Annotated in this window: 18 protein-coding genes; 8 read left to right on the top strand and 10 right to left on the bottom strand. The window is 66.6% G+C overall.

From position 1 onward, the window contains the following. Positions 1–9 precede the first annotated feature (9 nt). Complete coding sequence (locus ACOQPI_RS09670; protein ID WP_420619446.1) at positions 10–741, top strand: SCO6745 family protein; 732 nt, start codon at positions 10–12, stop codon at positions 739–741. 29 nt (positions 742–770) lie between these two features. On the opposite strand, the gene ACOQPI_RS09665 is transcribed toward ACOQPI_RS09670, so the two are convergent. The 4 genes from ACOQPI_RS09665 to ACOQPI_RS09650 are packed head-to-tail and all read right to left on the bottom strand — an operon-like array spanning position 771 to position 7,188. Further along, positions 771–2,432, bottom strand: a complete 1,662-nt coding sequence (locus ACOQPI_RS09665) for an AMP-binding protein (protein WP_420619445.1) — start codon at positions 2,430–2,432, stop codon at positions 771–773. Positions 2,433–2,465: 33 nt separating this feature from the next. Further along, the gene (locus tag ACOQPI_RS09660) at positions 2,466–3,995 is read right to left on the bottom strand and encodes a DUF5719 family protein (RefSeq protein WP_420619444.1); all 1,530 of its coding nucleotides are present in this window, start codon (positions 3,993–3,995) and stop codon (positions 2,466–2,468) included. Next, positions 3,992–6,847: a glycosyltransferase gene (locus ACOQPI_RS09655; RefSeq protein ID WP_420619443.1), complete on the bottom strand. Its 2,856-nt coding sequence runs from the start codon at positions 6,845–6,847 to the stop codon at positions 3,992–3,994. Before ACOQPI_RS09655 ends, ACOQPI_RS09660 begins: the two co-directional genes overlap by 4 nt. Continuing rightward, positions 6,847–7,188, bottom strand: coding sequence for a hypothetical protein (locus ACOQPI_RS09650; RefSeq protein WP_420619442.1), 342 nt, complete (start codon positions 7,186–7,188; stop codon positions 6,847–6,849). Before ACOQPI_RS09650 ends, ACOQPI_RS09655 begins: the two co-directional genes overlap by 1 nt. A gap of 150 nt (positions 7,189–7,338) precedes the next feature. Between ACOQPI_RS09650 and ACOQPI_RS09645 the strand changes: the two genes are divergently transcribed. Genes ACOQPI_RS09645 through cofE form a run of 4 tightly spaced genes read left to right on the top strand, consistent with a single transcriptional unit; the run spans position 7,339 to position 10,979 of the window. Further along, positions 7,339–8,265 (top strand): GDP-mannose 4,6-dehydratase, encoded by a 927-nt coding sequence (locus tag ACOQPI_RS09645; RefSeq protein WP_420619441.1) that lies wholly within the window; start codon positions 7,339–7,341, stop codon positions 8,263–8,265. A 47-nt stretch (positions 8,266–8,312) separates the two neighbouring features. Then, positions 8,313–9,305 carry a GDP-mannose 4,6-dehydratase gene (gene gmd / locus ACOQPI_RS09640; protein WP_420619440.1) on the top strand — a complete coding sequence of 331 codons (993 nt, stop codon included), beginning with the start codon at positions 8,313–8,315 and terminating at the stop codon, positions 9,303–9,305. A 34-nt stretch (positions 9,306–9,339) separates the two neighbouring features. Then, on the top strand, positions 9,340–10,287 hold the full coding sequence (gene cofD, locus ACOQPI_RS09635; protein WP_420619439.1) for a 2-phospho-L-lactate transferase: 948 nt from the start codon (positions 9,340–9,342) through the stop codon (positions 10,285–10,287). Then, positions 10,284–10,979 carry a coenzyme F420-0:L-glutamate ligase gene (gene cofE / locus ACOQPI_RS09630; protein WP_420619438.1) on the top strand — a complete coding sequence of 232 codons (696 nt, stop codon included), beginning with the start codon at positions 10,284–10,286 and terminating at the stop codon, positions 10,977–10,979. Before cofD ends, cofE begins: the two co-directional genes overlap by 4 nt. On the opposite strand, the gene ACOQPI_RS09625 is transcribed toward cofE, so the two are convergent. From ACOQPI_RS09625 to ACOQPI_RS09605, 5 genes are read right to left on the bottom strand one after another with little or no spacing between them, the layout of a single operon-like run. Beyond that, positions 10,976–11,953, bottom strand: a complete 978-nt coding sequence (locus ACOQPI_RS09625; RefSeq protein ID WP_420619437.1) for a sugar phosphate nucleotidyltransferase — start codon at positions 11,951–11,953, stop codon at positions 10,976–10,978. The genes cofE and ACOQPI_RS09625 overlap by 4 nt on opposite strands. Next, entirely contained in the window at positions 11,953–12,711 is a 759-nt protein-coding gene (locus ACOQPI_RS09620; RefSeq protein ID WP_420619436.1) for a hypothetical protein, read from the bottom strand. The genes ACOQPI_RS09625 and ACOQPI_RS09620 overlap by 1 nt, the downstream gene beginning before the upstream one ends. A gap of 31 nt (positions 12,712–12,742) precedes the next feature. Beyond that, positions 12,743–13,996, bottom strand: coding sequence for a glycosyltransferase family 4 protein (locus ACOQPI_RS09615; RefSeq protein ID WP_420619435.1), 1,254 nt, complete (start codon positions 13,994–13,996; stop codon positions 12,743–12,745). Next, positions 13,993–15,117, bottom strand: coding sequence for a glycosyltransferase family 4 protein (locus ACOQPI_RS09610; RefSeq protein ID WP_420619434.1), 1,125 nt, complete (start codon positions 15,115–15,117; stop codon positions 13,993–13,995). The genes ACOQPI_RS09615 and ACOQPI_RS09610 overlap by 4 nt, the downstream gene beginning before the upstream one ends. A 14-nt stretch (positions 15,118–15,131) precedes the next feature. Beyond that, complete coding sequence (locus tag ACOQPI_RS09605; RefSeq protein WP_420619433.1) at positions 15,132–16,262, bottom strand: glycosyltransferase family 4 protein; 1,131 nt, start codon at positions 16,260–16,262, stop codon at positions 15,132–15,134. 61 nt (positions 16,263–16,323) lie between these two features. Between ACOQPI_RS09605 and ACOQPI_RS09600 the strand changes: the two genes are divergently transcribed. Further along, positions 16,324–17,301, top strand: coding sequence for a GDP-L-fucose synthase family protein (locus ACOQPI_RS09600; RefSeq protein WP_420619432.1), 978 nt, complete (start codon positions 16,324–16,326; stop codon positions 17,299–17,301). Here the strand turns inward: ACOQPI_RS09600 and ACOQPI_RS09595 are convergent. Further along, positions 17,259–18,617 carry an LCP family protein gene (locus ACOQPI_RS09595; protein WP_420619431.1) on the bottom strand — a complete coding sequence of 453 codons (1,359 nt, stop codon included), beginning with the start codon at positions 18,615–18,617 and terminating at the stop codon, positions 17,259–17,261. The genes ACOQPI_RS09600 and ACOQPI_RS09595 overlap by 43 nt on opposite strands. A gap of 159 nt (positions 18,618–18,776) precedes the next feature. Here ACOQPI_RS09595 and ACOQPI_RS09590 point away from each other — a divergent pair, with 159 nt between their 5' ends. Together ACOQPI_RS09590 and ACOQPI_RS09585 are read left to right on the top strand one after the other, a co-directional pair. Then, positions 18,777–19,790 carry an anthranilate synthase component I family protein gene (locus ACOQPI_RS09590; RefSeq protein ID WP_420619430.1) on the top strand — a complete coding sequence of 338 codons (1,014 nt, stop codon included), beginning with the start codon at positions 18,777–18,779 and terminating at the stop codon, positions 19,788–19,790. Next, positions 19,790–20,620 (top strand): aminotransferase class IV, encoded by an 831-nt coding sequence (locus tag ACOQPI_RS09585; protein WP_420619429.1) that lies wholly within the window; start codon positions 19,790–19,792, stop codon positions 20,618–20,620. Before ACOQPI_RS09590 ends, ACOQPI_RS09585 begins: the two co-directional genes overlap by 1 nt. Positions 20,621–20,624 lie beyond the last annotated feature (4 nt).

Below are 20,624 nucleotides of genomic sequence, written 5' to 3'. Positions count from 1 at the left end.
GCCCATGCAATGACACCAGAGGAAGTGGCGGCTGCCACTGCGCTCCCTATCGCCATGCTCGGGAGCAAGTACTACTTCAGCGAGACCACCAATGCGGCTCTGGCGGAAGCCGGTTTTTCCGGGTTGCCCGGCTATGTGGGAGGCCGAGGCGGGGTCTTGGGTGATGTGGCTACCGACGTGGTGGTGTCGGCGTTCGCCCTGTTCAGCCCGTCCTTTATCGAGATGGGCTGGACCCAGACCAAGGAGCAGGGGACGCCTACGGATGCGGCGGCGGCTTTCGCCGAAGGCTTGGGCCGGTGGGCCGCGGAGACGTTCGGCCATCTCGACGGATTGGCCGACTTCGCCGCCGCGGCCCGCGCGGTGTTCGATGCCACCAATCCGATGAGCCAGCCGCTGTATGCCGGCTGGCGGGCCATGCCCGTGCCCGATGATCCGGCCGCGGCTACCGGCCTCGCACTGAAGATTTTGCGCGAGCTGCGATTCGGATTCCACGTGCATGGGCTGAGCGCGGTGGGCATGACCCCGGTAGAGGCCGTGGTCGCCCAACTCGGCCCTGAGCAGGCCCAGATGTTCGGCTGGGCAGGGCCGTTCCCCGACCCCGAGCCCCTCAAGCCAGTACACCAGCAGGCTGAGGAGATCACCACAGCCCGGATGAACGAGGTCTACGAGGCCATCGACGCCGACCAGCGGGCCCACATGGCGGCCACTGTGAAAGCCATCGCCGCAGTCGCTCTGGGCTAGGCGCCCTCGGCTAGCGAGGCCGCCCAGGCTTAGACGTCCAGCACTGACAGTCGGCCCCGGGCTTCGAACTCGGCCCTGATGGCATCAGCATCCCCCGACGCCAGCCTGCGGTAGCCCTCGCCGTCCAGCAACCAGGTCTCGTCGTCCGACTCCCAGCGCTCCCGGCGCAGGGTGCGCTTGAGGATCTTGTTGGTCTCGGTCTGGGGCAGCGTGTCGGCCCAGCGCACATAGCGAGGCGCCCACTTGGTGCCCAGGTCGTCTTGACCGGCGAGGAACTCCGCAAACCCGTCAGGATCGAAGCCTGCTCCCGGTCGGCGCACCACCGCGGCCATAACATCGTCGCCCACCGAAGAGCTGGGCACGGCAAACACCGCTGCCAAGTCGATGTCGGGGTGGCGCACCAGGATTCGCTCCACCGGCGCCGCGGCAAAGTTCTCCCCGTCCACCCGCAGCCAGTCGAAGTTCCGCCCCGCGAAGTACACGAACCCCTCGGCGTCCCGGTAGGCCAGATCGCCCGACCAGTAGATGCCGCCGTGGGTGCGCTCGTCGTCGGCATCCGGGTTGTTCCAGTAGCCCTCGAAGGTGGGCGCCGACACCATTGACACCAGCTCGCCGATGGCCTCATCGGGATTGAGCAGCTTGCCGGTGTCGTCGAACACGGCCAGTGGCGCCTCTTCCCCGGTGTCGGGATCGAGGATCTTCACGCTCTCATCGGCCCGCCCCAGGGCATTTGGCGGCGTGTCCGGCGTGCGGCTCACCGACACACCCCCCTCGGTAGAGCCGTAGGAGTCCTCCACCGGCACTCCAAAGCGGCGGGAGAACCGTTCCAAGTCGTGCACCGCGCCCTCGTTGCCGAACACGATCCGCAGGGTGTTGTCGGCGTCGTCGGGCTGCTCGGGGGTGGCCAAAATGTAGGTGAGGGGCTTGCCCACGTAGTTGAAGTAGGTGACGCCGAAGCGGCGCACATCGGGCAGGAAACCCGAGGCCGAGAACCGGCGCCGGAACGCGGCAACGCCGCCCGCAGTCAGACACGGCACCCAGCCGGCCATCAGCGCATTGGAGTGGAACATGGGCATGGCCTGGTAGAACACGTCATCAGGCGTCAGCTTGCGCATCTCGGTTATGACCTCGCCGATCCGGGCCAATCGGACTTGCGAGCAGATTGCCGCCTTGGGGTCGCCGGTGGTGCCCGAAGTGAACAGCAGCAGGTAGGGGGCCAGCGGGTCGATGTCGGCATCCGGCGGCTCGGCACCGGTATGGGGGGCCAAGGCGGCATCCCATTCCGGCGAGTCCACATTCAGCACCCGGCCGTTGGCGGCACCGAGATCCAACCCGTCCAGCAACCCGCGGTGTCGGCTCTCGGTAACGATGATGCCGCAGTCGGCATGGGTGATGTCGCGGGCCAATTCCGCACCCTGCCGGGTGGGGTTGATGCCCACCACCGCCGCTCCGGCTACCGCTGCGCCGCCCAGCAGCATGGAATATTCCGGCCCGTTGTCCAGCAGCGCACCCACATGGAACGGCCCCGCTCCTCGACGGTCCAAAAGCAGGTGGGCTCGGGCCACACACCCGGCGGTGAACTCCCGATAAGTGTACTGCTCGTCCTCGAACAGCATGGCCAGGCTGTCGTCATCGGCCCGACTCAGCACCGAGTCTCGAATGGTGGGGAGGGCTTCGGCAGAGGTGTCCACAGATGGGGATCGTAGACAGGCAGACAGAGGCTGCTAAAACGCAGAAGGATCGAGTGGCAGGGAATCGAAGGGGATCGAGAGTCCGGAGGTCAATCCGGTCCCGCTCTGGGCCGCCAGCGTTCGAGACACAACCACCGGCTGACTGGCCTCAACCAATAGGGCGTAGCTGTCGCCGTCGACCAATCGGTCTACAGGCACCACCAATCGGCTGTGCGGCGCCACCTCCCGGGGATCGAGCTGGGTTATCGGAGCAATTCGGCCGTCGGCGATCTTGGACACGGTGACTTGGGCGATGGAGTCAGGCGAGGGGTTCACCACCACCAGCGCAACCTCCGAACCCTCGGCCCGGTTCCCCGCGACCAGATATCGCAACGCGGCTGCCGACGATCCGGCGGTCGATGCCACTCCCGCAGGAGGCGATGCCGCTGGGGCCGCGGCTACCCGCTCAACCACGATGGGAACCCCGTTGTACACCTGCACGGCAACCCAGAACCCGGTCCCCTCCACCGGCAAGCCTGCGGCACCGTAGGCGAACGAGACGGGGGGAAGCGGGTACGTTCCGACATCCCCGAATACCAATGCCACTTGCTGCTGGGGAGGCACCGACACATCGAACGGCGCCAGCAGCTCACTGGGGTCGGAGGCGTCCGACCGAATGCTGATGTCGGCCGCCGCCACCTGATCGGATGGGTTGTACAGCACGATGTGCTCCACCACACCCGGATCGCCTGGGCCGGTGGGAAAAACCCATTGGGGCCGGGCCTCCGGGACCCCTGGCCCTGCCGTTAAACCCTCCAGGCCCTCGGTGCCGTCGAAGAGTTGAAGCCTTCCGGCCACCACCCTTCCGGCCAAGGTCTCGACCGTGGTGGAAACCGATGAGAACCGAGGCACCAGGTCGGTAGCGTTCACCACCACCAGCGACTGAGCCGGAACCAAAACCCCTCGCAGCGCCTGGGGCTCGCGGATTCCCTCCTCGGTGAAGAAGGAGAATTTCACCACCGCCCGGTCGGGGAACGGGTTGAACAGGGTGAAGATCAGACGAGCGTCTCGCCGAGTCGAACCGGCGGCAAAATGCCAGACCGACGATGATCGGGTGGCGCAGGGAACAACGTCGAAGCCCGTGGGGCCCTGCACCCGCTGCTCAACCACCGCCAAACCAGAATCAATCTCCACCAGCGCCGCGGTGTACTGCGACTCCACTACCTCAGCCAGCCGCAGGAAGGCCTGCGACCTCGCGGGAACGTTCAGGAGCACCTCTTCGGGAAGCGCCGACGGCGACACCCTTCCAACCGGTGTCACCGGAAACACCGAGACCGAAGCCGCCACCGCCGCGCCGGTGGGATTGGCAACGATCACCGAATGATCGGCGAATTCGCCGGGACGAGAGGTTCCCTCCGCGCAGTACCAGACGCCCCCCTCCGCATCCGGACCCGGGGCCTCGCTGGTGGTCACCGGGGGCGCTGAAGCTGATTCGCGCTCGTCACCCCCGTCGGCAACAGCCAGCCCGATCACCGTCGCCAAGGCCACAAACACCAGTGGCCAACGCGTGACGCGGCCGCTCATCGGGCCTCCTTCTGCCGACGACGCCCTTCACCGATGCTGAGGCGCGCGATCCCCACCAAACCGACCACCCACAGCACGATCTGCACCGCCAGAAGCAGCCGGGTCACCGCCGAGGTTCCGTCGTCGGAGGGCAAAGCGGGGCCGGCCCCAGCCGCATCCAGATCCAATGCCGTGTTGTGGTAGGTGGCGATACCCGCGGTCAGCCCGCCGGGCACCAAGTCGAGTTGACCAGAGAGCATTTCAAACAGCCATTCGGGGGCGGGCTGCGACAGTTCGCCGTAGGGAGCGGGCGCCAAGCGCTCTGCCACCAGAATCGTGCCGATGCCCCATTGGGACAGCTCTGCCCCCAATCTGCTGGTTCCCGTCTCCGACGCTCCCAGAACCGCGTTGCCTACCCGGCGGGTCTGACCGTCCACTCGGCCAACCCAACGCTGGGCCACGGTGGGAAAGGCGCGACTGTCAGAAACCGCAAACGAGAGTGCACCGTCTAAGTGCCAACTGCCCAACGGCAGCACATCGGGATGGCCGAGCCACAAGACCCGGTGGCCGAGCTCGGCCGCATCCCCATCTTCGACGCCGGCGAACGGGGCAACCTCGGTGTAGTCGTCGCGGGTCGCGTTCCAGTGGCCGCCGGAGACCGTGGCCAGCAACGGCAGCATTCCCGCCACGAGTGCAGCCACCGCGGTAAAGGGAACGATCTGCCGCCATCCGAAGCGGTGGCGGCGGACATCCACGAGGAAGGCGGCCACACCCATGGACACTGCGATGGACAGGCCCACGGCCCCGGGCACCTGCACCACCTCCGGTCGGGGCAGGGGCACGGGAGACCAGTCTTGCTCCGCCACCAGTGCCACCGCCGCGGTGCCCAGATAGAGCGTCCACCCCCGCACTGCCCACGCCAGCCGGGAGTCTTGGGCCAGGGCCAGGGGAAGTACAGCAGCCACCGGGAGGGCCCAACCGAGCCGGCTGTCACCGAATGGTCCGGTGTCGAATCGCAGAATCTCTGCCCAAGAGTTTCCGCTGCTGCCTCCCGGCCGATCCCCGAGCAGCGACGGCAGGCTGTCGGCCAGCCACGGAAGGTTCAGCACCGCGGCCACCGCGGCACCGGCCACCACCACCAGCACCATGCGGCCCACGCCCTCTGCGGTTCCGGCGATAATCGACCCCAGAACCAGCCCGGCCAGAACCAGCCCCATCACAATCAATGCCCCAGGGGCCATCGCTGCGGCCAAGCCGAAGAGCAGGCCTACGGCAAGGGCCTCCCGCAGGAAAAACGGGCGACGCGCTCCTGGCCCGGGGCTGCCTCCCGATTCGCCGTAGGGAGCAAGACCTGACCCAGCCAAGACGGCTCGCATCAGCCAGGGCACCGCGCCGTATAGCAACAGGGCACTCCACACCCCGTTGGCCAGCGCGTTGTAGGGCACGGGGTTGGCGAGATAGACCGCCAGCGCCACCCCTTGGATCCACAGGGAATCGAAGGGGCGCATGAGCCGCCACACTCCCAGTGCCCCCAGCGGAACCATGCCAACGATCAACACAGTGCGCAGCAGATCGGTCTCCCCCAAGAACAGCCAGCTCAGCAGGGTCAGAACCCCAAGGCCGGTAGGAGCGAACCCCTCTTGCCCCAGGCCGACGGGCCGGAACTCACTCCACCAGCCGCTCATGAGATCTGAACTCGATCCCAATCGGGCCAGATCACCCACCGCGGGAATGCTCCCGGCCACCAGACCACGAGTCCCGAGCAGTACCAAGATCACCGTGACGATCCCAACCACCACCGACGCCCGAGATCTACTCAGCCGGGACAGCATGGCGTTCTGCGTTGAAAGTCTGTCGCCCGCGCCACTCCTCCAGCTCGTGAGCAGCGAGGCCAACGGGGCGAAGCCCTGAGCCTGGGCCATACGGATATGGGAGTCCCCCACCCGGCGGACACGGCTCACCGCCTTCCGCTGTTGCCGGATGGATCCCAGTCGGGCCAGGTTGTACCCCCAACTCGCCCCGATTTGGCGGGCTTGGCTCAGATGGCCAGTAACCAGCGCCACCAGCAGCTCAAGAAGCGAAAGCAGCATTGCCTGGGGAATCACCCGCACCGAGTGCCAAGCCCCGTACACGCACAGCAGGGTTCGCACCCGATGGCGCCGGATCAGCCGGCTGACCTGAGTTTGGAAAATGCGCTCAGCTAGCCGCTGACGATGGCGAACCACCGCGCTGGGCGCCACCATGACCCGCGCCCCCATGGTGCGAGCCCGCCAGCACAGGTCCACATCCTCGTAGCAGAACGTCATCTCCGGATCGAAGCCGCCGACGGCCTGGAACAAGTCCCCACGAACCAAGATGCATCCTCCGGGGACGGCGAACATCTCCCGAACCGCGTCGTGCTGCTCCTGATCGAGTTCGCCAACCTCAACGGTGGGAATCGGAACCCCGGTCTTGTCGACCATGAGACCGACTTGGAGAAGACGGCTGGGGTCGTCCCAGTCCACGAATTTGGGTCCGACGATCCCGGCGTTGGACCGCACCGCCTCATTGGCCAGCAGTCGCAGGGCGCTGGGGGCCAGTGCCACGTCATCATGACAGAACACAAAGAAGTCGGGGACTGGGCCCGCGTCCAGCAGCACTTGGTTGGCCGCGGGGCCGAATCCGGGGTCGTATCCCAAACAGCGGACCGAGGCCTGGGGCAAGACGCGTCGCACTCGGGCGGTGGGGTCGGCTTCGCTGCCGGTATCCACCACGGTCACTTCCACCGACCGATGGTCTTGGGCAGCAATCGACTCCAACATCTCGTCGAACCACAGGCCCGGGTCGTGGCTCACGATCACCACGTGGATCCTGAAATCGGACTTGGCCTGCATCAGGTTTGATCTGAGTTGCGGTTGACAAACTCCCGCAGTGCTTCGGCAAGGGCCGGTGCCTGGTCAACCGCATCCGAGAGCACCGTCAGCACCGAATCGGGAAGCTGCTGAGCCATGTCCGCCACCGCATTGCGCACGTCTTCTGGGACCTGTTCAGCCAGATCGGAGAACGCCTCCCGCAGTTCATCAGGCATCTGACCGGCCAAATCCCTCCGGGCCGACTGCACGCGATTGATAACCAACAGACCGAGTCCCACTGCGGTGTAGATGCCGTTACGAATGCACTCCACCAGCGGATCTTCCTCCGGTACCGGCGCCTGAGCTGGCTGCGGCTCGCCCACCTCACCACCGTACCGGCCCATCCAACAAAGCAGAGGTATGGTCGGAGCGGCTTGGCGGCCACTTGGCTCGGGTACATCAAGGCCGATGTGCTTCAGCGCCAACTCGACCGGGTACGGCATGGCCATGGTCCACATGGCACACTCGTGGCAATGCGAGCCCTGGTCACCGGATCGCGGGGTTTTGTCGGAACTCACCTCGTTGCTCATCTGAACGCGTGTGCCGACGACGTGATCGAGGTGGATCGCGTAATCGGCAGCCCTCCCGTCGAAGACGCCGGCGCCATGTCGGAGCTGATCGCGGAGACCAAACCCGACGTGGTGTACCACCTAGCGGGCCAAAGCGATGTGGCCGCATCGTGGAACGACCCGATGGGCACATTCCAGGTCAATGCCGACGGCACCCTCCATGTGGTGCGGGCCTGCATCGGCACTGGCGTCGAGCGGCTCCTCTCGGTCACCAGCAGCGACATCTACGGCATGGTCGAACCCGAGCACTTGCCCATCACCGAAGACGCCCCCCTGCGGCCGGTCAACCCTTACGCCGCGAGCAAAGCCGCGGCCGAAATGGTGTGCATTCAGGGCTTTTTGGGCCACGGCCTCGGAGTGATACGAGCCCGGGCCTTCAACCATCTCGGCCCCGGTCAAAGCGAGCGATTCCTTGCCCCCGCGCTGGCTGCCCGCATCGCCCGCAACGAGCAATCCGGCAACGCCGCGGTCCCGGTGGGCAACCTCACAGCCCGACGCGACTTCACCGATGTGCGCGATGTGGTCCAGGCCTACCGACTCCTGGTGGTGGAAGGAGAGCCCGGCGAGGCCTACAACGTGTGCTCGGGTCGGGATGTGGCCGTGTCCGACATCGCCGAAACCCTGCTCAGCCTGGCCGAAACCCCGATGACCCTCGAGCAGGACGACCGCCTGTTCCGCCCCGTCGATCTTCCGGTGCAGCGAGGCGACAACACCAAACTCCAAAAGACCACCGGCTGGACACCGGCAATCGCCTTGGCCGACACCCTGGCCGACACCCTCGAGGATGCCCGCAGCCGACAAACCGGCCAAACTGGTGGTCCTGATGGCTGAGCAATGGCCTCCACAAACACCATTCACCAGAGTGGCTCGGGATCCTGATGGCTGAGCAACGGCCTCGACGAGCGCTGATCACAGGCATTACCGGACAAGACGGCTCGTATCTCGCTGAGTTCCTACTCGACAAGGGCTACGAGGTGGTGGGTTTGGTGAGGCGGTCCAGCATGGTCAGCTTCGAGCGCATCGCCCATCTCCAGAACCAGATCACCATTGCGAGCGGCGACCTGCTCGACGAGGCCTCCCTCATCGAGGCCTTGCAACAGCACCGCCCCGCCGAGGTGTACAACCTGGCCGCCCAGTCGTTTGTGCAAACCTCCTTCGGCCAGCCGGTGCTCACCGGCGAGACCACCGCTTTGGGAGTTACCCGCCTGCTCGACGCAATCCGCATCGTCGACCCGTCCATCCGCTTCTACCAGGCGTCCAGCAGTGAGATGTTCGGCAAGGTACGGGAGGTGCCCCAAACCGAGGCGACCCCCTTCTACCCCCGGAGCCCGTATGGGGTGGCCAAGGTCTACGGCCACTGGATCACCGTCAACTACCGCGAGAGCTACGGACTGCACGCCAGCTCGGGCATCTTGTTCAACCACGAATCCCCCCGGCGGGGACTGGAGTTTGTGACCCGCAAGATCACCCACGCGGCGGCGGAGATCTTTCTGGGCCGCCAAAGCGAACTGCGGCTGGGCAACCTCGACTCCAAACGCGACTGGGGATTCGCCGGCGACTACGTGAAGGCCATGTGGCTGATGCTTCAGCAAAACGAGCCGGGCGACTACGTGGTGTGCTCGGGAGAGACTCACTCGGTTCGGGAGTTCTGCGAACTGGCCTTCGCCCACTTGGGTATGGACTACCGCGACTTCGTGGTGATCGACGAGGCCTTCTTCCGTCCGGCCGAGGTCGACATACTGGTGGGCGATCCCAGTCGGGCAACGTCGGTGCTGGGGTGGCACCGAGAAGTCGGATTCCAAGACCTGGTGGCCATGATGGTGGACGCCGACTTGGACCTGCTCCAAGGCAAGCTGAAGGGGATTTCTTGATTCGACCTGCCAATTGCCGGCCCAAAGGAGTCTCTTGACCCCAAGCGTGGTCACGCTGGCCGGAGGGGTGGGAGCGGCCAAACTGCTGGCTGGCCTGGTGCGGGCTCACCCGCCCGACGACCTGCTCACGGTAGTGAACACCGCTGACGACACCGTGCTCCACGGCCTCCACGTGAGCCCCGATTTGGACACCGTGGTGTACACACTGGCCGGAGCGGTCAACCCCGACACCGGCTGGGGCTTGGCCGGGGAGACCTGGCAGGCCATGGACGCATTGGACCGCTACGGCGGAATCACCTGGTTCCGCCTCGGCGACCGCGACCTGGCCACCCACCTCTACCGCACCCATCGACTCGGCCAGGGGGCCGACCTGGCCACCGTGACCGCAGAGATCGCCGCGGCCTGGGGCTTGGAGCTGGGTGTGTTGCCGGTTACCAACGACCGCATCGAAACCCGGGTCACCACCGCGGACGAGGGTGAGATCGGCTTCCAGGACTACTTCGTGCGCCGTCGCCACGACGTGCCCGTGACCGCAATCCGGGTGGCCGGATCAGAACAGGCCCAGCCCGCTCCCGGCCTCATCGAGACCCTGGCCTCAGCCGCCTCGATCATCATCGCTCCCTCCAACCCCATCGTGTCCATCGGGCCGGTGCTGGAGGTGCCCGGTGTACGGGATGCGGTGGCCGCCCGCCGCGATGCGGTGGTGGCGGTTTCGCCCATCGTGGGCGGCGCCGCGCTCAAGGGCCCGGCCGACCGACTCATGAGAGAGCTCGGCCATGCATGCTCCGTGGTGGGGGTGGCCCGCCTCTACCAAGACGTGGCCGGCACCCTGGTGATCGACGAGGTCGACGCCCACCTTGCCCGCGAGGTGGAAGCCACTGGAGTGTCCTGCATTGTGGCCCCCACCGTCATGGACGGCGTCGAGTCTGCCGCAGAACTGGCCCGCACAGTGTTGAACTGCACCGGGATCAAGGGGCCATGAAGCTCGAGATATTCGGCGTGGAGGGATTGCCGGAGATAACGGCGGGCGACGACTTGGCCAGCCTCATTTCCGACGCGGCCAACCTGGCCGACGGCGACGTTGTGGTGGTCACCCAAAAGATCGTGTCCAAAGCCGAGAACGCCATGGTCGCGGTCGATCCAAACGATCCGCTCTCGCACAAACCGGTGGTGGAGCAGGAGTCGGTACGGATCCTGCGACGTAGAGGCGATCTCGTCATCAGCGAGACCAAGCATGGATTTGTGTGCGCCAACGCCGGGGTCGACCGGTCCAACGTGGCCGCGGACGCCGCCGCGCTCCTGCCCGACGATTCCGACCGCTCGGCCCGGCGTATCCGAAACGGGATCAGGGCCAGAACCGGATTGGACGTCGGGGTGATCGTCTCCGACACCTTCGGGAGGCCGTGGCGGCGGGGAGTGGCCGACGTAGCCATCGGGGTGGCCGGGGTCCGCCCCATTCTCGACTTACGGGGCACCCCCGACGCTTCAGGCCGAGAGCTCCAGGTGACCGAGGTGGCCATCGTCGACGAGCTGGCTGCCGCCGCCGAGCTTGTCATGGGCAAGACCAGCAACGTTCCGGTAGCCGTCATCCGGGGGGCCGACCCCGATTGGCTCGGTCCCGGAAGCATCCAGGCCGACCTGGTCCGCCCCCCTAGCGAAGACCTGTTCCGCTAGGGCACCCTCTCGCCCTTCAAGTCAGCGGCGGAGGGAATCGCGGTGTCGTCCCCCACCACCGACAAATCGCGCAGGCAAGCTCCCGCGCCGATCTCGGCTCTGTAGCCCACGATAGAGCGCTCGACGACCGCCCCCCGACCCACGCGGGCACCAGGGAGCAACGCAGAGTCGATCACCGAGGCCCCAGAGGCAATGACAGCAGCCTCCATCACAATCGAGTCTTCAACTACGGCATCGACCGCAACCTCAGCCGACGAATGGACCCAGCCGCCATCAGACAATGCCTGCTGCACCTCCAGATAGGCCTCCGGGGTACCGGTGTCCACCCAGAACCCGTCCCATGCCAAGGCGTACATGCCTGCCTTCTCGACCAGCCTTGGAAACACCTCCCGCTCGATCGATACCCGGGCGCCTTCGGCCACCGAGTCCAGGGCGGTGGGCTCCAAGGCATAGATTCCCACACTGATCTGGTTGCTGGGGGCCTGGTCGGCCGGGGGCTTCTCCACGAATTCCCGCACCCGGCCGTCGGGTTCGCACACCACCACGCCGAAACGGGATGGGTCGGCCACCGGCGCCAGGGCAATAGTGGCCTGAGCATTGGACCGGCCATGCAATGCCAACAGATCAGCTAGGGGAAACTGGTGGATCACATCGCCGTTCACGGCGACGAATGTGTCTTGGACGTCGGCCATGCGGGCGGCGAAGGCGATGGCCCCCGCGGTGTCCAGGGGCTCGGGCTCCACTGCGTAGAACATCTCCACCCCGGCACAGCGATGCTGGGGATACGCGGCTTCGAAGGCGTCTGGCCGATACCCCAGCGAGAGCACCGCTCGGGTGATTCCCTGCTGTCCGAGCCTTCCCACCACGTGCTCGATCATGGGCCGGTCCACCACCGGCAGCATCTGTTTGGGCCGAGTCAGGGTCAGGGGCCGAAGCCGGGTGCCGAAGCCGCCGACCAGAACAACCGCGTCCACTAGGGGTCTTGCACCCCGGCGCCCGGGACGTTTTCTCCGAGGTTGTCGTCGAACTGAACCGGCCCCTCGGGCTGAGAGAGGTCAGCCACCAGCGATGGCGACACTCCGAGCAGATCGTTGATGGTGGGAGGAAGCGGCACCACGGCGTCGCGGGGCGCCAGGGCGATGGTGAAAGCCTCGCCGTCCTTCTTGAAGCGAACACTGTCGAAGTCCGAGTAGATCCGCTCGTCGGGCTCGGAGGCTATTGCGGTGAGCGCATTGGACCAGCGCACGATCTGTATCACCGCCGGCTGCCCGTCGCATACCGCATCCACGGCGCTGATCACGCCGAACTCAGTGGCGGTGATGGCGTTCTCGTCCATCCTCACGAACATCGCCTCGAAGAACTTGCCCATGACGGCGTCATTGCCAGTGGCGTTGGCGGTGAACGGGTGAATGTGGATCACACCGTCGGCGTGGGAGTGGATGCCCTCGGGGTCGTAGGGATAGCCCTGGCTGTTTCGCCGGCCCTCGAATATGGGCTGGTGGGCTCCGCCGCCGTCGGTGCAGTCCCACACCGTGTAGGCAGAGTGCCAGTGGTCGCTGAGGCCGGGACGGGCCTCTTCATCGCGCTGGGTGCGGGCAATGGCCACCACCGCAATGCCGATCAGGATGATGAGCACCACCACGGCGGGAAAGCCGATGAGCCGGCGCTGCTGTCCGACCCCGCCCATCGCCGCGGCCCGCGCCACCTTTCGAGAACCAGAGGCTCTTGCCACGGCTCAACAGGCTACCGGCCCGATTGTGCGATCAGCGCATCAACCGCCGGAACAGCTCCAAGTACTGCCCTGCCACTTCCTGGAGCCCGGCGGCCTGCTCGGCATAGGCCCGGCCTCGCCGCCCCATGTCAACCAGCCGGTCGGGATCATCGGCCATCCGGGCCACCGCGGCACAGAAAGCGTCGACGTCCTCGGGATCAACCGTGGTGCCCGCTCCAGAGGCGTCCAGCAGCTTCTCCACCTCGCTGCCCCGATCCACGCTGGCCAGCACCGGGCGGCCTGCGGCCAGCACCGAGTACACCTTGGAGGGCACGCTGGTGGTTCCGAGTCCGGCCCGCAGCAGCACCAAGTGCAGATCAGCGGCCGCCAGCACTTCCGCCAACCGCTCGGGCGGCTGCCAGCCCACCAGGTGCAGGGTGTCGAGGCGCTGGGCCGCGGCCGCCACTGCCGAACGGGCCACGCCGTCGCCGTTGACCACAAAGTGCACGTCGGTTCGCCCCTGGCCCGCGAGCTGTTCGGCGGCTGCAATCACCAGCTCCAAGGGTTGGGAGTGGCCCAGATTCCCGGCGTACATCACCACGGTGGCTTCGCCGTCGCCCAGCCCCAACTCGGCCCGATACCGGTTGTGCCGATCCGACGGGGTGATGCGGTCTGCGTCAGCCGCATTGGGGATCACCACCACTTTGTCCGGGTCGACCCCGGGGGCCAGCTTGGCCCGCACGTTGGCGGCCATTCCCTCCGACAGCACGGTCACGACCGCGGCCCGCCGATACACCCAGCGCTCCAGCCGGCTGGCCGCGGCCACCACCCTGGCGTTCTGCAAGACACCGGTGTCCACCGCCGCGTCGGGAAACACGTCTTGCACGTTGAACACCAGGGGTGCCCGGCCCCGCCAGGCGGCCGCCCACCCCGCGGCGCCCAGCGTGAGCGGGGGCGACATGGCAAACACCACGTCGCAGCGGCCCGCCGCCATCACAGCATCGACGCCGGCCAGAGCAGTGAACCCGGCAAACGACGCCGCCCGGGCCGCCAGCCGCTTCTTGTCAGCGGGAAACGGATGCCAGCGCCTGATCCGACCCCACGGCTCCTGCTGGGTGCGCACCAGCCGCCCCGCCCATCCGCCTGCCACCGCATGGTCTCGATACCACGGGAGGCTGGTGATGACCTCCACCCGGTGGCCCCGGGCCGTCCACTGCTCGCAGATGGCGGTCATCACCTCCCCGGTGGGAGCGGTGTCGGGCGCATAGTGCGGACAAAGCACCAGGATCGAGAGCGGCTCCGTCATCCCGCCACCTTGGCGTACAGGCCGCAGAGCTCTGCCCCCGGGTCGAGGTCGGCCAGCTCCCGAACTCTGGACCTGCCCGCCGCGCTCAACTCGTGACGGGCATCGGCATCAACCACCAGCTTGCCGATGGCGGCAGCCCAATGGGCCTCGTCGTCAGGGTCCAGAAGTCGCCCGCCCGCTCCCACCACCTCCGGTAGCGCCCCTGCATCGGCGGCCACCACCGGGCAACCACGGGCCATGGCCTCAACCACCGGAAGGCCGTAGCCCTCATAACGAGACGGGAAAACCATGGCCACTGCCTGCCGGAACAGGCCGTCGAGCACTGCTCTGGGTATACGGCCCAGCCGGTGCCATTTGCTCCCCACCCCCAGCTCGTGGGCCAGATGGTCCAGCTTGGCGTCACGCGGGCCGGGCCCTCCCGAGGCCACCAGCGCCACATCCACCCCATCGGCGGCCAGCCGGGCCAACGCCCTCAGCAACACCTCGTGGTTCTTGTGGGGGTAGGCCACGGCCGGATAGAGCACGAATGGGTGGGACAAGTCCGGCTCTGCCGCGGCCAGCGGCATTTCCGAATCACCCGAGGAAGCGTCCACCGGTGCGGGGAGCACCACTACCCGCTCGGGGTCAACGCCGAGGCGCTCCACAAGGCGACTCCGGCAAAACTCGCTCACGGTCACAACCACCTCTGCCCCGCGCACCGACCGCGGCAGCATGGTCTTCAAGTACAGCCGCTTGATCAAACTGAAGCGCTTGGGATGGTCCAACGGCTGCAAATCGTGAACGGTCACGATTGCCGGGCGCATGCCCATCCAGGGCACGGTTCCCCCAAAATGGTGGACCAATGCGATTCCCCGGCGGCGACATTGCACTGCCAGCCAGGAGTTCTCCATCAGCACCCGTAGCGGTCGGCTCTTGCCCACCGGTGATTTCACCACCTCGTGGCGCTCCGCCAGCGCCGGGTGGGCCTCGGCAAAGCCAGGCGGGCCGAACAAGGTCAAACGCACCGAAGAATCCGAAGGGATGGCCGAGAGCATCCTGACCGCGTAGTCCTCGGTGCCCCCTACCCTGCCCGGCCGCAGCCACAACAGGTTCACGCCCACGTGCACCGTCGAGTCAGGCAAGGCATCCGAGCCCATTAGCCAGCCAGCTCCCGATAGACATCCAACAGCCCCTCTGCAGTGCGCTTCCAGGTGAACTCAGTCAGCGCCCGCTCTCGGCCCTGTGAGCCCAGACAAGCCGCAGAAGCCTCGTCGTCGAGAACACCGGCCAGGGCGTCGGCGATCTCCTCCGGCCGAGTGGGATCCACCAGCACTCCCGCCTCACCGGCCACCTCGGCAGTGGACCCCGTCGCCGACGTCACCACCGGCGTCTCCTGCACCATCGCCTCCAGCACCGGCAGACCGAAGCCCTCGGTCAGGCTCGGATAACACACCGCCTGGGCGGCCCTCATCAGCGCCCGCTTGTCGGCCTCGGCCACAAACCCCAAACGGCGAATCCGCGGCCCCGAGGAAGCCAGGGCCCCGTCCAGCTTTGACTTCGACGCAGCCAGATCGCGGTCGAGGTTCGACTTCCACCCCGTCGGACCCACCAACACCAACTCCTCAGCCCTTTGACCCAGCAACTGCCACGCCTCCAACAAGCCGGCCAAGTTCTTGCGGGGCTCTTCCGTCCCCACCCAGAGCACGAACCTGTCGGCCAGCTGAAATCGCTGTCGCACTTCCTCGGCCTCCGGTAACGGCACCAAGCGGTCATCAGCCCAGTACGGAACGACGCGCACCCGGTCGGCGTCGATCCCGGCCCGCACGCAGTCATCTGCCGTGTGCTGCGACGGGCACACCACGATGTCGGCTTCGTCGCGAGTCAAGTTCAGGGACTGAGCAAAAAACCGCAGGCCTCGTGGCGTGAAGTGGTCGGGATGGCGCAAGAACGCCAAATCGTTGACCGTCACCGCCAACGGAGCAGTCCGAGGGGGCACCGCCATGCCGGTGGCGTGAATGGCGTCCACCCGGCCGACCGCCCTCGGAACGGAAGGCCGACGCATGTGGTGCCAGCACCAGTACAGCCCGACCCGAGGCATCGGCAGAGCAGCCACGGGGATTCCGGGAGCGAACGGCTCTTCAGGAGGACTCCGGTGCCAGGCCGAAACCCCCACCATCTCGGGAGGCGCCGACAGCCGCCCCAGAGCCTCTACACACCCGAGCGCGGCCGTCGCCGTTCCCCCCGGCACCCGATGCCAGCACTGCTCCAGCGTGATCGCCACTCGCACTGCCCCGATTCTGCCAGCCCGAACCCAACAAGCACGCCGCGGACCACTAGTCTGAGAACCGATGAGCGGCTTCTGGGCAGGCAAGCGGGTTCTGGTCACCGGAGGCACCGGGTTCTTGGGCCAGGCGGTTTGCCGACTGCTCAACCAGGCCGAGCCCGCCTTGCTGGCCGCCCCGTCCAGCGCCGACTACGACCTGCGCAGTACTACAGATACGCAGAGGCTGCTCGCCGACATCCAGCCCGATGCAGTGATTCACCTGGCTGCCCGGGTCGGGGGCATCGGCGCCAACCAGGAGAGGCCCGCCGATCTCTACCTCCACAACCTGCTGATGGGCACCAACGTCATCGAGCAGTGCCGATTGGCACAGACCGATCGCCTCGTTGTGGTGGGCACCATCTGCTCGTACCCGAAGTACACAAAGGTGCCATTCTCCGAAGACTCACTGTGGACCGGCTACCCCGAGGAGACCAACGCCCCCTATGGAGTGGCCAAGCTGGCCCAGCTCGTGCAACTTCAGGCCAACCGCGAGCAATATGGCCAGCAGGGCATATATCTGATGCCCACCAACCTCTATGGCCCGGGCGACAAGTTCCACCCATCGGCATCCCATGTGATCCCCGCGCTCATCAAGAAGTGCGTCGATGCCATAGAAGCCGGCCAAGACAGCATCGAGGTCTGGGGCACGGGCACGGCCAGCCGGGAGTTCCTCTATGTGGACGACGCCGCCAAGGGCATCCTGTTGGCGGCCGAGCACTACCGGGGGGCAGAGCCGGTCAACTTGGGGGCAAACCAGGAGATTGCGGTCAAAGAGCTCGTGGAGGATGTGGCTGAAGTCACCGGTTTCACCGGCCGGATCGAGTGGAATTCCTCCCGACCCGACGGCCAGCCCCGCCGCTGCGTGGACCCCAGCCGGGCCAAGAGATTGTTCGGCTTCGAGGCCTCCACCCCCTTCGCTGAGGGGTTGCGCCGCACCTACGAGTGGTACTTGGCCAACCGTCAGGAGGCCGAGTCCCGAGGGCTTTCCAACACCGCTCGGTAGTCGACACCCACCACTAGCTCCACATCAGCGCCGTCGATTCCCATCACCTGCTCCAGAAGCGGCGCGGGCTCGATGAAGCGGGCCAGGGTCGTCGCCTGTTCCGCGGCAGCCTCGGTGTGGCGGATAGCGGTTCTGGCCACATCGAACCGGTCGGCGTTGCCCCGGTCCACCACCGAGAACCCGACCCGTTCCAACTCCGCCTCCACTCCGGCCACGGTGCCCGACGAGGTGCCGTTGAGGATCCGCACCCGCACACTGGCCAGGCTCCCGGCCCGGAAGAACTCCAGCACCGACTGGGCGTCGTTTTCCAGCAGCAGCACCTGTTTGCCGTCAATGGTGGCATCAACCACCGGCAGCTTGTACCGCTCTATTTGGTCCACGGAGAACGACCGGAACTCGTCACCCAGATCTACAAGCCGGCCTACCGTGATGCGATCATCGAGCGTGATGCTGGGATTGTCGTCATCGAGAAGATCGCTGGCCACCCGCCGCAGGTTGAGCGGATTGCGGATGCCCTTCTCCACCGCCCGCTTGAGGGTGGCCACCATGAACTCCTGCTGGCGCTGGTTGCGCTCCAAGTCGTTCCACACGCCAAGCCGCACCCAGTCGTCGTCATTGGCCGGATTGCCCCCCGGGGCCACCGTCAGCGGTCGGCGGGTTCGCACATAGGCCAGCGCGGTGTCGGCATCGAGGGTGATCACGCCCGTCTGCTCGATCCGCAATCCCAGCGAGTCGTCTCGGATGGGCTGGGCGATCTCCACCGGTACCCCGTCCACTGTGTTCACGATTCGCAGGAATCCGGCGAAGTTGATCTCCACGTAGTGGTGAATGGGCACCCCGAGGTATTCCGACACCGTCTCGATCAAGGCCGCGGGCCCGCCGATGCCCCGGGCGGCGTTCACCCGCTCGCTCCATCCCCTGTCGGCAATCGGCACCCAGAGGTCGCGGGGAATCGACAACATGGCCACCCGGTCGGCCTCGGGGTCGATGCGTACCAGGATCACCGAGTCGGTCAGCAGCGAGTTGACGTCCCGATCGATGTGGATAGGGCTATCAGGGTCGATTCCGGCGGCGTTGTCGATCCCCACCAGGAGAAAATTCAAGGCTCCTGCGCTGGGTTGCTCCGCGGGGTCGGCCGAGATTCCCTCCGATGCCCCCACCAAGTTCACCGGCGCTCCCACCAGGTCCAGCGACAGCCCCACCGACACCCGGGGAATCTGGCTCACCTGCGACTTCACCATGCCCAGACCAACCGCCCCGCCCACCGCGGCCACAAACACCAGCAGCCCGAACAGCACCACCATGAGCTGCCACAAAGTTCTCCTGCGTACTCCGCGCCGACGACCGCGCCTCATTACCCGCCAGTGTAAGAGCGAGCGCCAGCAATCTTGTCGCGCTACTGCTTGTCTCAGCGGTTGCTGGGATTTGGCGAATGCGAAACCCCACGCGCCTCGCCGCTAAGTACACTGCACCCGATGGAGGTGGCGGCTGTGGCCGTGGTGGGACACCATCTGTGTTCCAGGTTGGCCGACGTCACCGACGATTTAGGGGCATTGGAGTCCAAGGGCTTTTGGGCGGTGGCCATAGATTTCCACGGCAAAGCAGTGTGCGCCCGCTTCGACTCGGTTCGCCCGGCCCGACCCTGGAAGGGCCGTCCCTGGAAGGGGATCCCGGCCGACACCTGGAGAAGCTCGCTCAGCCAATCCGATTTCACCTCCGGGGTTTCGGCTATCCGGGAGATGATCGCCGCCGGCGACGTCTACCAGGTGAACCTCACCCGCCACCTGAGCGCACCGCTCATCGATCCCGACACCGACATCGCCGCGTTGGGGGCAGCGTTGGCTGAAGGGAACCCCGCACCATATGCCGCCGTGCTGCGCCTGCCCGACCACGGCGTACACATTGCCTCGGCCTCGCCCGAGCGCTTCTTGGTGCGCAACGGTCGATGGGTGGAATCGTCTCCCATCAAGGGCACCGCCGCCCACCCATCGGGGCTGACCCCCAAGGACCAGGCCGAGAACCTCATGATCGTCGATCTGGTACGCAACGACTTGGGCCGGGTGTGCGACTACGGCACGGTGAGCGTGCCCGCCCTGTTCTCCCTGGAGCATCACCCCGGCCTGGTGCATCTGGTGAGCACCGTGCGGGGGCGACTGGCCCGCGGCTGCGGATGGCCGGAGTTGATCGACGCCACCTTCCCCCCGGGGTCGGTAACCGGCGCTCCCAAGCTGGCCGCCCTCAACGCCATCGATGCGTTGGAGCCGCAACCGCGGGGGGTGTACTGCGGCGCGGTGGGATGGGTGGACGCCGACCGCCAGCGGGGCGATTTGAACGTGGCCATCCGCACCTTGTGGATCGAAGAGGAGCACCTCCATCTCGGCACCGGAGGCGGCATCACCTACGACAGCGACCCCGAAGACGAATGGCAGGAAACCGAGCTGAAGGCCAAGCGGCTGCTTGCTGTGGCCACCGGGGAGTACGTGCTCTAGTGACGGCCCGCATCGTGTGGATCAACGGGGATCTGGTTCCGGAGGACGAGGCCCGGATCTCGCCCTTCGATCACGGATGGCTGGTGGGCGATGCCGTATTCGAGACCCTGGTCATTGTGCGGGGAATGCCGTTCGCCGCTCGCCGCCACCTGGAGCGGCTGGCCTACTCGGCCGAGCACCTGGGTGTGGCGGTTCCCGACGCCGATGTGCTGCGGGAGGCCATGATCGCGGTAGCCGACGCCAACGGGCTCCAGGAGGGTCGTCTGCGGGTCACCATCAGCAGCGGCACCGGGCCATTGGGCAGCAGCCGGGGCGACAGCCCGCCGACCGCCACCGTGGCCGCCACTCCCCAAGCCCCCTGGCCCGCCACCGTGGCGGTGGCCACCGTGGACTGGACCATCAACGAGCGCGGCCCTCTGGCCGGCCTCAAAACCGTGTCCTACGGAGCCAACGTGCGGGCATTGGCCGACGCGAAGACGGCCGGCGCCAGCGAGGCCATCTTCGCCAACACCCAGGGTCAGCTTTGCGAGGGCACCGGAAGCAACGTTTTCCTGGCCCACAATGGCCAGCTCATCACTCCCACCCTGGCCTCAGGATGCTTGGCCGGAGTCACCCGCCAGCTCGTGATCGAGCTGACCGGCGCGGTCGAGCGAGACGTGCCCCTCGAGGCGCTAGCCGCGGCCGAGGAGGCGTTCCTAACCTCCACTACCCGCGACGTTCACCCCATCCACGCCGTCGACGGCCATACTCTTCCCGCTGCCCCCGGCCCTCACTCTCAAGCCGCGGCCCGCGCCTTCGCCCACCTCAAGGCCACGGAGATCGACCCCTAGCGAT

Origin of the sequence: Candidatus Poriferisocius sp. (assembly GCF_965219815.1) — a bacterium.
In the GTDB taxonomy this organism is placed as follows: domain Bacteria; phylum Actinomycetota; class Acidimicrobiia; order Acidimicrobiales; family Bin134; genus Poriferisocius.
This window is presented reverse-complemented; position numbering and strand designations above follow the sequence as displayed.